The sequence below is a fragment of the Herbaspirillum chlorophenolicum genome (assembly GCF_001189955.1).
GTDB lineage: Bacteria > Pseudomonadota > Gammaproteobacteria > Burkholderiales > Burkholderiaceae_D > Herbaspirillum > Herbaspirillum chlorophenolicum.
The window spans coordinates 1-12,494 of record NZ_LFLT01000013.1; the positions used below are offsets into that span (position 1 = coordinate 1).

Annotated in this window: 14 protein-coding genes; 4 read left to right on the forward strand and 10 right to left on the reverse strand. The window is 65.7% G+C overall.

Annotated features, from left to right (window positions below; translation table 11 throughout):
* The first annotated feature begins 156 nt into the window (after window positions 1-156).
* Window positions 157-798 carry a LysE family translocator gene (locus tag AKL28_RS10270; RefSeq protein WP_050468041.1) on the forward strand — a complete coding sequence of 214 codons (642 nt, stop codon included), beginning with the start codon at window positions 157-159 and terminating at the stop codon, window positions 796-798.
* Between the two features lie 8 nt (window positions 799-806).
* On the opposite strand, the gene AKL28_RS10275 is transcribed toward AKL28_RS10270, so the two are convergent.
* Complete coding sequence (locus AKL28_RS10275; RefSeq protein ID WP_050468042.1) at window positions 807-1,556, reverse strand: 2-keto-4-pentenoate hydratase; 750 nt, start codon at window positions 1,554-1,556, stop codon at window positions 807-809.
* A 181-nt stretch (window positions 1,557-1,737) separates the two neighbouring features.
* Here AKL28_RS10275 and AKL28_RS10280 point away from each other — a divergent pair, with 181 nt between their 5' ends.
* Both AKL28_RS10280 and AKL28_RS10285 read left to right on the forward strand, forming a co-directional pair.
* Window positions 1,738-2,205, forward strand: a complete 468-nt coding sequence (locus AKL28_RS10280; RefSeq protein ID WP_050468043.1) for a MerR family transcriptional regulator — start codon at window positions 1,738-1,740, stop codon at window positions 2,203-2,205.
* Window positions 2,202-3,236: an aldo/keto reductase gene (locus tag AKL28_RS10285; RefSeq protein ID WP_050468044.1), complete on the forward strand. Its 1,035-nt coding sequence runs from the start codon at window positions 2,202-2,204 to the stop codon at window positions 3,234-3,236. The genes AKL28_RS10280 and AKL28_RS10285 overlap by 4 nt, the downstream gene beginning before the upstream one ends.
* A 70-nt stretch (window positions 3,237-3,306) precedes the next feature.
* On the opposite strand, the gene AKL28_RS10290 is transcribed toward AKL28_RS10285, so the two are convergent.
* The 9 genes from AKL28_RS10290 to AKL28_RS10330 all read right to left on the reverse strand — a co-directional run bounded on the left by AKL28_RS10290 (window position 3,307) and on the right by AKL28_RS10330 (window position 11,698).
* Entirely contained in the window at window positions 3,307-3,981 is a 675-nt protein-coding gene (locus AKL28_RS10290; protein ID WP_050468045.1) for an amino acid ABC transporter permease, read from the reverse strand.
* 9 nt (window positions 3,982-3,990) lie between these two features.
* Window positions 3,991-4,662, reverse strand: coding sequence for an amino acid ABC transporter permease (locus tag AKL28_RS10295; RefSeq protein WP_050468046.1), 672 nt, complete (start codon window positions 4,660-4,662; stop codon window positions 3,991-3,993).
* A 12-nt stretch (window positions 4,663-4,674) separates the two neighbouring features.
* Window positions 4,675-5,421 (reverse strand): amino acid ABC transporter ATP-binding protein, encoded by a 747-nt coding sequence (locus tag AKL28_RS10300; RefSeq protein WP_050468047.1) that lies wholly within the window; start codon window positions 5,419-5,421, stop codon window positions 4,675-4,677.
* 91 nt (window positions 5,422-5,512) lie between these two features.
* On the reverse strand, window positions 5,513-6,385 hold the full coding sequence (locus AKL28_RS10305; protein ID WP_050468048.1) for a transporter substrate-binding domain-containing protein: 873 nt from the start codon (window positions 6,383-6,385) through the stop codon (window positions 5,513-5,515).
* A 27-nt stretch (window positions 6,386-6,412) separates the two neighbouring features.
* Complete coding sequence (locus AKL28_RS10310) at window positions 6,413-7,393, reverse strand: N-carbamoyl-D-amino-acid hydrolase (RefSeq protein WP_082221441.1); 981 nt, start codon at window positions 7,391-7,393, stop codon at window positions 6,413-6,415.
* On the reverse strand, window positions 7,378-8,850 hold the full coding sequence (gene hydA / locus AKL28_RS10315; RefSeq protein ID WP_050468049.1) for a dihydropyrimidinase: 1,473 nt from the start codon (window positions 8,848-8,850) through the stop codon (window positions 7,378-7,380). Before hydA ends, AKL28_RS10310 begins: the two co-directional genes overlap by 16 nt.
* An 8-nt stretch (window positions 8,851-8,858) precedes the next feature.
* Entirely contained in the window at window positions 8,859-9,638 is a 780-nt protein-coding gene (locus AKL28_RS10320; protein ID WP_050468050.1) for an SDR family oxidoreductase, read from the reverse strand.
* 12 nt (window positions 9,639-9,650) lie between these two features.
* Window positions 9,651-10,583 carry a dihydrodipicolinate synthase family protein gene (locus AKL28_RS10325; protein ID WP_050468051.1) on the reverse strand — a complete coding sequence of 311 codons (933 nt, stop codon included), beginning with the start codon at window positions 10,581-10,583 and terminating at the stop codon, window positions 9,651-9,653.
* 179 nt (window positions 10,584-10,762) lie between these two features.
* Complete coding sequence (locus AKL28_RS10330; RefSeq protein WP_050468052.1) at window positions 10,763-11,698, reverse strand: LysR family transcriptional regulator; 936 nt, start codon at window positions 11,696-11,698, stop codon at window positions 10,763-10,765.
* A gap of 109 nt (window positions 11,699-11,807) precedes the next feature.
* Between AKL28_RS10330 and AKL28_RS10335 the strand changes: the two genes are divergently transcribed.
* Window positions 11,808-12,494 (forward strand): aspartate/glutamate racemase family protein, encoded by a 687-nt coding sequence (locus AKL28_RS10335; protein WP_050468053.1) that lies wholly within the window; start codon window positions 11,808-11,810, stop codon window positions 12,492-12,494.

Here is a 12,494-nt window from a genome sequence, read left to right on the forward strand (position 1 = left end):
GGCGAGATCGGGAACAGGTTCTGAGCGGTCTTGCGTTCTCGGCCGGCAAACAGGCATGCCATAATGCCCGGCAAGGACGGGGGCTGGCCAGCCTTCACCGTTTGTACAACCGAACAACCAAAGTGCCGCACCCAGCCGCTTTGCCGAGGAGACCCGATGACCGCCCACAGCCTCAACCTCACCACACTGGTTCTGTTTTCGCTGGTCGCGATGGCCACCATCGCCACGCCCGGCCCTACCGTCTTGCTGGCGTTGTCCAATGGCGCGCGCCTGGGCGTGCGGCGCGCGTTGCCGGGCATGCTCGGCGCCGTCGCGTCGGACTGCGTTTTGGTGGGATCGGTAGCGGTGGGCCTGGGTGCGCTGCTGGCCGCCTCGGAATTCTGGTTCTCGGTCGTGAAATGGGTGGGCGTGGCCTACCTCGCCTGGCTCGGCCTGCGCATGCTGCGCTCCGGCGGAATCGATCTCGCCGTGGAGGCGGGCGATCCGCAGGCCAGCCCGCGCAAGGTATTCATGAAATCGTTTCTGGTGGCGGTAACCAACCCTAAAGGCTACCTGTTCTGCTCGGCATTGCTGCCGCAATTCATCGACAGCGCCGCTCCTCAGGCCTTGCAATACCTGGCGCTGGGCACGGTGTTCTGCGCCCTCGATTTCACCATCATGTTCGGCTACGCCGCCATCGGCGCACGCGCCGTCAGCCTGCTGCGCCGGCGCGCACTGCTGTGGATGGACCGCACCTGCGGCGCCATTTTGCTGGCGCTGGCCGGATCGCTGGCGCTCTACCGCCGCAGCGGCAGCTGAAGCAGGCGTCAGCCCCCGAAACTGAAGGCAACCGCGCCGATCCCGTCCAGCATTGCCTCCACCTTCATGCCCGGACGTGCATGCTGCACACCCGTGCATGAACCGGTGGTGACGATCTGCCCCTTCTTCAGCGGCATGCCGCGCCGTGAGCAATGGCGCGCCAGCCAGGCCAGCATGGCCCATACGTCGCCGGCAGGATTGCCGCCGGTCATGCGCGCCACTTCTTTTCCATCCAGCGACAGGCTGGCGCTGATCGTGCGTAAATCTGGCCCGGTAGCGGGCATGGGCAACGGTGTGCCCAGCACCAGCGCACCGTGGCTTTGCAGGTCGGCCATCGCAGCCCAGGGGTTGCCGCAAGGCGCCGGGCCCAGCCGGGTTTCCACCACTTCAATGGCAGGCAGCACGGCGTCGAACACGCCCAGCAGCTCCTCGCGGGACGGCAAAGCGTCACCCGGATCGAAATCGCGCCCGACACGCAACGCCAGCTCGGCCTCCAGTCCGCGTATCCGCCATTGCGGGCCGGACAATTCGACACCCGCCGCCAGCACGCCGGAGGCCGGCAATGGCGAACAGGCCGGCTCCGCGCCTTCGCCCTTGCTGCCGACTTTCCAGGCGCCCACCGGCCCCAGGCGCAGCAACTGCGCATCCTGCACCGCATAGGCGGTGGCCGCATCCCCGACTGCCAGCCGGCGCCAGTCCAGCAAGAGGCCGCTGGTGCGGGCATCGAGCAGAAGTTGTGTTGCGGCGTGGGCGTTCATTGTTGCTTCCTCCGGATGGCAGGGTAATGGGCGGCAGCGCGCATTGTACGCGGACATGCCGCGCCCGGCAGCATGGCAAGACGGCAACAAACCGCGGCCGCCAGCAGGCCGGCGCCAAGTTGCCGATAATGGAAAAACGGCGCTTGACTTAGAGCGCACTCCAACAAATAGACTGCCTCCCATGACAACTTCCATGACCATTGCCCAGGCTGCCGTCGCTACCGGACTTTCGGTGCATACGCTGCGCTATTACGAACGCATCGGCCTGCTCGATCCGGTCGAGCGGCGCGACAACACGCACCGGCGCTATACGCAGGAAGACCTGGACTGGATCGGCTTCCTGCTCAAGCTCAAGTCCACCGGCCTGCCGGTACGCGAGATGCTGCGCTATGCCGAACTGCGGCGCCAGGGCAATACATTGGAAAGTGTCGCGGAGCGGAAAGCGATCCTGCAAGCCCATGCGCTTTCCGTACAACACAGACTGGCCGAACTGCAAAGCAACCTGGCCGTGCTGCACTGGAAGATCGACATGTACGGCGAGATCGAAAAAGAAGCCACGTCCCAGGCCGGTCATCGCGCAGCCGATCGCAACAATGCAGCCCCCGCCGCGCAGCCTGCCAGCGCCCACCAAGAAAGGACGGCAACATGACAACGCAAGTTTCTTCCCTCCCCCTCCAACCCGGATCGGCAATCGGTACCCGCCGCCTGGGCCCCAACGGCCCGCTGGTGTCCGCCATCGGCCTGGGCTGCATGGGCATGAGCGATTTCTATTCCAACCGCGACGATGCCGAATCGCTGTCCACCATCGACCGTGCGCTGGAACTGGGCGTGAACCTGCTCGACACGGCCGATATGTACGGCCCCTTCACCAATGAAGAACTGGTGGGCCGCGCCATCAAGGGCCGCCGCGACAAGTTCTTCATCGCCACCAAGTTCGGCTTCGTGCGCGATCCCAACGATTCCTCGGTGCGCGGCGTCGACGGCAGCCCGGCTTATATCCGCAAGGCTATCGAAGGCAGCCTGAAGCGGCTTGGCGTGGAAACCATCGACCTCTACTACCAGCACCGCATCGATCCCAACACGCCGATCGAAGAAAGCGTGGGCGTGCTGTCGGACCTGGTGAAGGCCGGCAAGATCCGCTACATCGGCCTATCCGAAGCCTCGGCCACCACCATCGAGCGCGCGCACCGCGTGCATCCGATCACCGCGCTGCAGAGCGAATACTCGCTGTGGACGCGCGACCCGGAACAAGATGCGCTGGCCACCTGCCGCAAGCTGGGCATCGGCTTCGTCGCCTACAGCCCGTTGGGACGCGGCTTCCTCACCGGGGCGATCACCAGGTTCGAGGACCTGGCTGCAGATGACTTCCGCCGCACCAACCCGCGTTTCCAGGGCGAGAACTTCGCCAAGAACCTGGCGCTGGTGGAGAAGGTAAAACAACTGGCGCAAGACTACGGTTGCACGCCCGGCCAGTTGGCGCTGGCCTGGGTAATGGCGCAGGATCCGCACATCGTGCCTATCCCCGGCACCAAGCGCCGCCGCTATCTGGAAGAAAACGCCGGTGCGGCCGGTGTGAAGCTTAGTCCGCAAGACCTGCAGCAGCTCACCGCCTTGTTCCCGGTCGGCGCAGCGGTCGGCGATCGTTATACCGAAGCCAGCCTGAAGTTGCTCAATGGCTGATCGGGCTGATTGCCTGGCGCTTTGGCGACGGTGAAGAAAACAGCCCGGACTGGTCCGGGCTGTTTTCGTCTCAATGCAACGCCCGGTTCCTGTGCTCCAGCCGCGACAGCCAGCGCACCAGCGGCCACAGCAGGATCAGGTAGAGCAAGGCCGCCAGCACGATGGGGGACGGGTTGTACACCAGCGACTGCGCATCGCGCGCCACCCGCAGCAATTCCGGCAGGGCCACCACGCTGGCGATGGTAGTCAGCTTGATCACCTCGATGCAGTTGCCCACCAAATCGGGCAAGGCGTTGCGCGTGGCCTGCGGCACCACCACATACGCCAGCGCCTGCATGCGCGACAGGCCGGTGGAGCGTGCCGCTTCCATCTGCCCGCGCGGAATGCTCTCGATACCGGCGCGGAACACTTCCGCGAAATAGCTGGAGTTGTTGAACATGAAGCCGATCGCCACCGCCACCAGCTTGGGCAGATCCCCCCCCAGGAACGGCGCGCCGAAATAGATCAGGATCAGCAGCACCAGCGGCGGGAAGGAGCGGAAGAAATCCACATACACCGCCACCGCAATGCGCAGCATGCGCGAACCGCTTTGCGTAGCCAGCAAGGCCAGCGCAAGGCCGGAGACAATACCAATCGGGATCACCAGCAGCGACAGCCACACGGTAGTCCACAGCCCGCCCAGCAGGAAGGGCAGCACCTCACGGTAGACCTGCAGATTGAAGAAATTTTGCAGTAAAGCTTCCATCGCCGTTCCTTAACGTTTCCAGCGCCAGCGCGTTTCCAGCCAGCGCGCGAACAAGACCACGGGAATGAAAATCACCAGATAAGCGGCCGCACCCAGCATCAGCGGTGTCGGGTTGCCGGCGTTGCTGCTGGCGGCCTGCGCGGTATTGAGAATTTCGGAAAGTGCCACCACCGAACCCAGCGCGGTGTTCTTGGTGATCGAGATGACGCGGTTGGTCAGCGGCGGCACCGCCATGCGCAGCGCCTGCGGCAGCACCACCCAGGCCATCGCCTGTATCCACGACAGGCCGGTCGAGCGCGCGGCTTCGCTTTGGCCGCGCGGCAGCGCCAGGATGCCGGCCCAGATGCTCTCTTCCGCATAGGCCGCCAGCACCAGCGTCAGCGCCAGCCAGGTGGCGGTGAAGGATGACATCGCCAGGTCGATATAGGGAAAGGCGAAGAACAGCACGATGATGACAATCAGCGGCGGCAGCGAACGCATGATGTCGGCGAAGGCCACCACTGCCAGCGTCGCTGCGCGCTGCCCGGTGGCGCGCAGCACCGCCAGCAGCAGGCCGAGCAACAGGCCGGCGGCGATCACCGCCAGGCTCAGCAGCACGGTCACGCCCATGCCGCGCAGGATGTCCTGCCAGTAGCGGCCGGCGATCTCGGCGTTGAAGAAGGTGAAGACGAACTGCTCCATGCGCCCCGCCTTTCAGTGCCGTGCGGCGTAGCGCGAGACGAAGGCCTTGGTGCGGGCCTGCTGCGGGTCGCCGAAGACCTGCTCCGGCGGCCCCTCCTCGACGATCACGCCGCCGTCCATGAACACCACGCGGTCGGCCGCGGCGCGCGCAAAGGCCATCTCGTGCGTGACTACCAGCATGGTCATGCCCGACTCGCGCAGCTCGCGCATCACCTGCAGCACGCTGCCCACCAGTTCCGGATCGAGCGCGCTGGTGGGCTCGTCGAACAGCATCACCTTGGGCTCCAGCGCGATGCCGCGGGCAATGCCCACGCGCTGCTGCTGGCCGCCGGAGAGCTGGCTCGGATAGCTGCCGGCTTTCTCCAGCAGGCCGACTTGCTCCAGCGCGCGGCGGGCGCGCTTTTCCGCTTCCGCATGCGAATGGCCCTGCACCTTTTTCAGCGCCAGCATGACGTTGCCCAGCGCCGTCATGTGCGGATAGAGGTTGAACTGCTGGAACACCATGCCGATCTTCTGACGCACCTCGTTGAGGTTGGTGCGCGCATGCATGATGTCGATGCCATCCACCACGATCTGCCCGGCGCTGGGTTCTTCCAGCCGGTTGCAGCAGCGCAGCATGGTGCTCTTGCCCGAGCCCGAGGGGCCGATCACGCAGACCAGCTGGCCGGCGCGCACGCGCAGGTCGATGCCGCGCAGCACCGTGTTGTCTTCATAGGATTTATGCAGGCCGACGATTTCCAGAATGGGAGCAGAACTCATGGAGGCAAACGCTATAGTCAAAGTCCGTGGGAAAAATTCCGGTCCGGCGGCGGCCGCAGCCACCGTCCGATGCAGCCGAACCAGGCTGGCTTCAGCTGCACTTCGGCGTAACCGGGGTGGCGTCGTAACCATCCAGTCCCGGCACGCCCTGCCCCACGCCGGCCTTGACCACGGTAGCGTCCGGCGCCGGGGTATAGCCGAACCATTTCTGCGCGATCTTGCCCAGCGTGCCGTCCTGCTTCATGCACTTCAAGGCGTTGCCGGCGGCATCGCGGCCGGCCTTGTCGTCCAGGCGGAAGGCCAAGGCCCACACCAGGCCAGTCTTGACGGTATAGGTGGTCTGCACCGCCGGATTTTGCTTGGCAGCCCAGGCGGCCACCGTGCTGCCGGCCAGGTTGGCGTCGGCGCGGCCGGACTGCACCGCCTGCACGGCGTCGGCGTTGTTGCCGTAGACGTCGTACTTGAAGCCGTACTTGGCCGCGTTGTCATGCGCCCACATCTCGTAGGCCGAGCCCTTGTTGACCGAGATGGTCTTGCCCTTCAGTTCTTCCAGCCCCTTGATCGCGGTGCCGCCCTTCTTGATGACGAAGGTGTAGTCGGTGTCGAGGTAGCCTTCGGTGAACAGCATGGCCTTGGCGCGTTCCGGCGTGGCCGTCACCGGCGCCAGCACGAAGTCGTACTTCTTGGCGTTCAGCCCCGGCACCAGGCCCGAGAACTCGGTGCCTTCGATCTCGATCTTGCGGCCCAAACGGCGCGCCAGCTCTTCGCCCAGGTCGATGTTGAAACCTTGCAGGCCGCCGCCCAGCTTGACCATGGCGTGCGGCGCGAAGGTGGCATCCACGCCGGTGCGCAACGGCCCGGTCTGGGCACAGGCGCCGGTGGCTACCAGCGACATGACGGCCGCGGCCGCCAGCAGGGAACAGTTCAGGGACAACTTGGACGGCAGCAGCTGGAACGGGAACATCGCATCACTCCTCGGTGGTGTAAGGACTCAGGTGGAAAGTTCGGATGGCGCCAAGGGTTCGCCGGCGCCGGTGCGCTCGACGATCAGGCGGTAATGCTCGGGACGGCGGTGCTTGGCGAAATTGAAGACGTGCTGCAGGAAGGTCTCGCCCAGCCCCAGGTCGCAGTTGGCGAAGATCACTTCGTCCTCTTCGCCCTGGGCTTGCGCCACGATCTCGCCGGTGGGCGCGACGATGGCGGAACCGCCGATCATGTGGAAACCGTCCTCCGAACCGCACTTGGCGGCGGCGGCCACCCACAGGCCGTTCTGGTAGGCGTTGGCCTGCAGCGACAGCAGGTGGTGGAACATGCGCAGGTGCGGCGGCTCGCTCCAGTGGATGTTCCAGGATGGCGTGTTGTAGCCGAGCGTCACGATGCGCGCGCTCTGCAGGCTCATCACGCGGTAGGTCTCGGGCCAGCGGCGGTCATTGCACAGGCATTGGCCGATACGGGTGCCCAGCATGTCGGTGACGCCGAAACCGCCGTTGCCGACCTCGAAGTACTTCTTCTCCAGGTGTTGGAATGGCGCATCGGGCTTGTGGTCGCTGTGGCCCGGCAGGTGGATCTTGCGGTAGCGCGCCACGATCCTGGCGCTCTCGTCGACCAGCACCGAGGTGTTGTAGCGGTGGCCGTCCGGCGTCAGTTCGGCATACCCAAGATAAAAACCTATCTTCAACTGCGCCGCCAGCTCGAACAACGGGCGCGTCGCCGGCCCCGGCATCTCGGCCTCGAAGAAGCGCGCATTCACTTCGGCCTCGTCTTCCATCCAATAGCGCGGGAAGAAGGTGGTCAGCGCCAGTTCCGGGAACACCACCATCCTGGCGCCGCGCGAGGCGGCCTCGCGCAGCATGTCGGTCAGGCGCGCCACCACGGCGGTGCGGTCGTCGGCCAGGTGTACCGGGCCCATCTGCGCCACGGCCAGGCCGAAGCGTTTGTCCTTGCTTGCGTTCATGTTCAGTTCGACTCCCATGCTTTTCCTTTCAGGCCGAGCAAACCCGGCAAATGGCTACGCGCCGGCTTGCGCGCGATGTTGGCCGGCTCCGGGCACTGGCGCTTGATGTAGCGGCCGGAACCGCGCTGCACCTGCAGCTGCGCGTCGCGCACCACCACGCGGCCGCGCGAGAGCACGGTCTCCGGCCAGCCGGTGATGCGGCGGCCTTCATATGGCGTGTAACCGACGTTGTCGTGCAGCAGGCCGGTAGTGATGGTGGTCTCGCGCTGCGGGTTCCAGATCGCGATATCGGCATCCAGCCCTTCGGCGATGTTGCCCTTGCAGTGCGACAGGCCGTACATGTGCGCATGGTTGGTGGCGGCGAGTTGCACGAATTCATTGATGCTGATGCGCCCGCCCAGCACGCCTTCCGAGAACAGCAGCGGCAGGCGCAATTCGATGCCGGGCACGCCGTTGGCCATTTCCTTGAAGGTGGTGTCCTCGCCGCGCGGCAGCTTGCCGCTCTCGTCGAAGCGGTAAGGCGCGTGGTCGGAGGAATACATGCCCAGCGTGCCGTCCTTGAGGCCGGCCCACACTGCCTCCTGCGCGTTGGCGTCGCGCGGCGGCGGGCTGCAACAGAACTTGGCGCCTTCCACGCCGGGCAGGTCGATGTCCTCGGCAGTCAGGAACAGGTATTGCGGGCAGCTCTCGGCGTAGATCTGCGCCCCCAGCAGCTTGGCGGCGCGGATGGTCTGCACCGTCTCGGCGCCGGCCACGTGCACGATCAGCACCGGCACACCGATCAGGCGCGACAGCGCGATGGCGCGGTTGCTGGCCTCGGCTTCAGCCAGCGGATCGTGCGCCACCGCGTGGAACCTGGGCGCGGTGTGGCCTTGATCCAGCAGGCGCGAGGCGAGCCAGCGGATCATGTCGTGGTTCTCGGCATGGATCATCACCAGCGCCCCTTCCCTGCCGGCCAGCGCCATCACGTCCAGCAACTGGTAGTCGTCCAGCTTGAGCGCGTTGTAGGTCATGTAGACCTTGAGCGAAGTGATGCCATCGCGGATCGCCTGCGGCAGGTCGTGCTGCAGCGCCTGCTCGTCGGGGTCGGCCAGGATCAGGTGGAAGCCGTAGTCGATCACCGCCTTCTCCTTCGCCCGCTGCGCGTAGTCGGCGATCACCTCGGGGATGCGGTTGCCGCGATGCTGGGCAGCGAAAGGGATGATGGTGGTGGTGCCGCCGAAGGCAGCCGAGACCGTGCCCGAATAAAAGTCATCGGCACACATCATCCCCATGCCCGACAACTGCTCGATATGGCAATGGCTGTCGATGCCGCCCGGCAGCACCCAGCGGCCGCCGGCATCGATGTCCTCGTGGCCGGGCGGCAAGCCCGGCGCGATCTTGGCGATCACGCCGTCCTTCACGCCGATGTCGGCCATGAAGGTTTCCTTGTCGGTGGAGATGCGGCCGTTGCGGATAGTGAGGTCGAAGTCCATGGCTGTTCCTAGAAGGTGCCGGGATAGGCGCCGCCGTCCATCAGCAGGTTCTGGCCGGTGACGAAGCCTGCCTGCGCGCTGCACAGCCAGGCGCAGGCGTCGCCGAACTCGGCCGGCGTGCCGAAGCGCCCGGCCGGGTTGGCGGCGCGGCGCGCGGCCAGGATCTGGTCGGCGGTCTTGCCGGTGCTACGGGCTGCAGCAGCGGCAGTGGCGAACAGGCGATCGGTCTCGAACGGGCCCGGCAGCAGGTTGTTGATGGTGACGTTGCGCGCCACGGTGCTGCGCGCCAGCCCGGCCACGAACCCGGTCAGCCCCGAGCGCGCGCCGTTGGACAGGCCGAGGATGTCGATCGGAGCCTTCACCGCGCCCGAGGTAATGTTGACGACGCGGCCGAAACCGCGCGCCATCATGCCGTCCACGGTGGCCTTGATCAGTTCGATCGGGGTGAGCATGTTGGCGTCCACCGCAGCGATCCAGTCATCGCGCGACCACTCGCGAAAGTCGCCCGGCTTGGGGCCGCCGGCGTTGGTGACCAGGATGTCCGGGCTGGGACAGGCGGCCAGCGCCAATGCACGCCCTTGCGGCGTAGTGATGTCGCCGACCACGGTGATGACGGTAGCGCCGGTGGCTTCCCGGATCTGTTGCGCGGCGGCTTCCAGTGCGTCCTTGCCGCGCGCGGTCATGGTCACGGCCACGCCTTCGCGCGCCAGCGAGGCTGCGCAAGCCAGTCCCAAGCCCTTGCTGGAAGCGCACACCAGCGCGCTGCGTCCTGCGATGCCAAGATCCATGCCGGCCTCCGCTTACTCGATGACCAGCGCGCCGCGCTGGTCCAGCGACAAGCCCACGCGGGCGATCACGGCCTCCAGTTCGCGCTCGGTCTCGGCATCGATGCGCATGCCCGGCGAACGGATGGCGTCGCTGGAGATCACCCCGCGCTTGCGGTACACGTACTTGCGCAGCGACAGGCCGATCTTCGGCTGGAATTCGTAGCGGATCAGCGGGCAGTACTTGTCGAACGTCGCGGCCGCACCTTCAAGGTCGCCGGCGGCGAACTTGTCGTAGATGCGCACCAGGATCTCGGGGAAGGCGAAGCCGGTCATGGTGCCGACCGCACCGCGCTGCAGCTCTTCCAGGAAATACACCCCGCCCAGGCCGCCAAAGATGCGCATGGCCTCGCCTGCCAGGTCGCGGATGCGGCTGATCTTCTGGCCCACCGGCGGTTCTTCCATCTTGATGAAGTTGACACCGCCTTCGCGGCCCAGGCGGGCGATCACCTCGGCTTTGATCTCGGTGCCGAAGGAGTCGGGGAAGTCGTGGATCACCACCGGGATCTCAAGCGCATCGGCCAGCGACTTGTAGTAGTCGAACTGCACGGCGTCGGAAGCGTTGTCCAGCGGTGCGGCGAACACGGCCGCGGCGCCCACTTCGGCCGCTTCGCGCGCCTGTTCGATGGCCCCGGCCAGGCCCAGTGCGCGCACGCCCACCCACACCGGCACACGGCCGGCGGCGCATTTGACGAAGGTATCGACCACCGCACGGCGCTCGGCGTTGGACAGCTTGTGCGCCTCGCCCAGGAAACCCAGGATGGCCAGGCCGGAAACCCCGGCTTCGACCTGGAAATCGACCAGGGTAGCGATGCTGCCGAGGTCGAGCGAACCATCGGCGTGGAAAGGCGTGGGGCAGATCGTATAGATGCCGCGGGCGGTGGACAGCGATGCGTTGGACTGTGGCATGTGAATTCCGTAATCAGACGATGGGCAGACAATGGCGAAGGTGCCGGGCCAGCCGTTGCGAGGTGCGGGCCCGAATGTTGAAAATCATTGTCGTGGAGTGTTCCAGCCCTGTCGCTTTCCTTTTTGTGCGGAATCCTTAACCTGCTGTTAATTGTCCCGGCATTTGCCTCACCGGCTTCTCACGCCGCGGCAAGCTCGACCTCTTCCGGCGGCAAGCCATAGCCTTGCACCTTGACCAGCTGGCGCAGTTCACCGATGAAGGCCTGGGTCAGTTGCGACAACGGCTCCAGCCGCACATGCACCAAATTGGCCTGCAGGATGGGCGCGCGTGCCACCGGCCGCACCACCATCTGGCTGCTGCCGGCCCAGCTGCGCACCGAGAATTCGTCCACCAGCGCCACACCCGCCCCCATCTGCACCAGCGAACAGGCGTTCTGCGGCGAGCCCACTTCCATGATGGGGCGCAGCGCCTCGTCCTCGGCCTGGTAGAAGCGGCTGACGATGCCGCCGAAAAGCGAATCCTTGTCGTAGGAAATCAGCGGGAAGGGCCGCAGGTCGGCCAGCGCCAGCGTGCCGCGCCGCGCCAGCTCGTGGTTGTACGGCAGCACGCATACCAGGCGGTTGCTGCACAGCGGCGTGACCTCCAGGTTGGGATGCTCCATCGGCAGGATGATGATGCCCAGGTCGGCTTGGCGGCTCAGCAGGCGCTCCTTGAGATAACCATAGTTGAGGCAGTGGAAGCTCAGCTTGACGTCGGGATGCCGGTTGCGGAACAGCGTGATGGCCTGCGGGATCAGCATCTGCCCGATGCTGGGACTGGAGACGATATTGAGGATGCCGCTGCGGTTGTCGGCCAGGTCGGTGGCCAGTTCGTTGACGCGCTGCACCGCCTGGTAGACGCTCTCCACCTCATGGAACAGCTTCTTGGCCTCGGGCGTGGCGTACAGCCGTCCCTTGATGCGCTCGAACAGGGCAAAGCCGACGCGCTGCTCGGTATGCGAAAGCAGGCGGCTGACTGCCGGCTGCGAGACGAACAGCAGCTGCGAAGCGCCGCTGATGGAGCCGGTGATCATCACCGCACGGAAGATTTCGATCTGACGCAGGTTCAGTGCCATAAGTCCTCGCCATGCATAACAGGATGTTAAGGGGAACCGACAAATGAGCAAGGAGCATGCCCAGCGGCCTGGAGTAAAGTTTCTGCATCGATTGTGAACCGGAAAACCCATGTCCACTCCCCTGCCCGACGGCCAGACCGTCTTCGTCATCAATCCCAACAGCACGCAGCGCGTGACCGACGGCATCGACGCCGCCATGGCGCCGCTGCGCATGGCCGGCGGCCCGGCCATCGAATGCCTGTCGCTGCAATCCGGCCCGCCGGGCATCCAGACCCAGCACGACGTCGAATCGGTGGCGCTGCCGCTGGCATCGCTGGCGCGCTCACTGGAAGCGCGTGCCGGCGCCTTTGTGATCGCCTGCTTCTCCGACCCCGGTTTGTTCGCGGTGCGCGAAGCGGTCAAGGCGCCGGTGCTGGGCATCATGGAAAGCGGCATCCTGACCGCGCTGACGCTGGGCCAGCGCTTCGGCGTGATCGCCATCCTCGATGCCTCCATCCCGCGCCACCTGCGCGCCTACGGCGCCATGGGCGTGCAATCGCGGCTGGCTGGCGAACTGGCGATCGGCCTGAACGTGACCGAGCTCTCCCAATACGAACGCACGCTGGAACGCATGACCGAGGTCGGCCGCCGGCTGCGCGACGATAAAGGCGCCGACGTGATCGTCATGGGCTGTGCCGGCATGGCGGTCTATCGCGAACCGCTGCAGCAGGCGCTGGGCATGCCGGTGGTGGAACCAAGCCAGGCAGCGGCCGCAATGGCGATTGGCCGGGTCAAGATGAACTGGCATGGAGCCTGA

Bases quoted from the DNA above. Each gene is read 5' to 3' on its own strand.
- AKL28_RS10270 (WP_050468041.1), top strand. From the start codon at position 157: ATGACCGCCCACAGCCTCAACCTCACCACACTGGTTCTGTTTTCGCTG.
- AKL28_RS10275 (WP_050468042.1), bottom strand. From the start codon at position 1,556: ATGAACGCCCACGCCGCAACACAACTTCTGCTCGATGCCCGCACCAGC.
- AKL28_RS10280 (WP_050468043.1), top strand. From the start codon at position 1,738: ATGACAACTTCCATGACCATTGCCCAGGCTGCCGTCGCTACCGGACTT.
- AKL28_RS10285 (WP_050468044.1), top strand. From the start codon at position 2,202: ATGACAACGCAAGTTTCTTCCCTCCCCCTCCAACCCGGATCGGCAATC.
- AKL28_RS10290 (WP_050468045.1), bottom strand. From the start codon at position 3,981: ATGGAAGCTTTACTGCAAAATTTCTTCAATCTGCAGGTCTACCGTGAG.
- AKL28_RS10295 (WP_050468046.1), bottom strand. From the start codon at position 4,662: ATGGAGCAGTTCGTCTTCACCTTCTTCAACGCCGAGATCGCCGGCCGC.
- AKL28_RS10300 (WP_050468047.1), bottom strand. From the start codon at position 5,421: ATGAGTTCTGCTCCCATTCTGGAAATCGTCGGCCTGCATAAATCCTAT.
- AKL28_RS10305 (WP_050468048.1), bottom strand. From the start codon at position 6,385: ATGTTCCCGTTCCAGCTGCTGCCGTCCAAGTTGTCCCTGAACTGTTCC.
- AKL28_RS10310 (WP_082221441.1), bottom strand. From the start codon at position 7,393: ATGGGAGTCGAACTGAACATGAACGCAAGCAAGGACAAACGCTTCGGC.
- hydA (WP_050468049.1), bottom strand. From the start codon at position 8,850: ATGGACTTCGACCTCACTATCCGCAACGGCCGCATCTCCACCGACAAG.
- AKL28_RS10320 (WP_050468050.1), bottom strand. From the start codon at position 9,638: ATGGATCTTGGCATCGCAGGACGCAGCGCGCTGGTGTGCGCTTCCAGC.
- AKL28_RS10325 (WP_050468051.1), bottom strand. From the start codon at position 10,583: ATGCCACAGTCCAACGCATCGCTGTCCACCGCCCGCGGCATCTATACG.
- AKL28_RS10330 (WP_050468052.1), bottom strand. From the start codon at position 11,698: ATGGCACTGAACCTGCGTCAGATCGAAATCTTCCGTGCGGTGATGATC.
- AKL28_RS10335 (WP_050468053.1), top strand. From the start codon at position 11,808: ATGTCCACTCCCCTGCCCGACGGCCAGACCGTCTTCGTCATCAATCCC.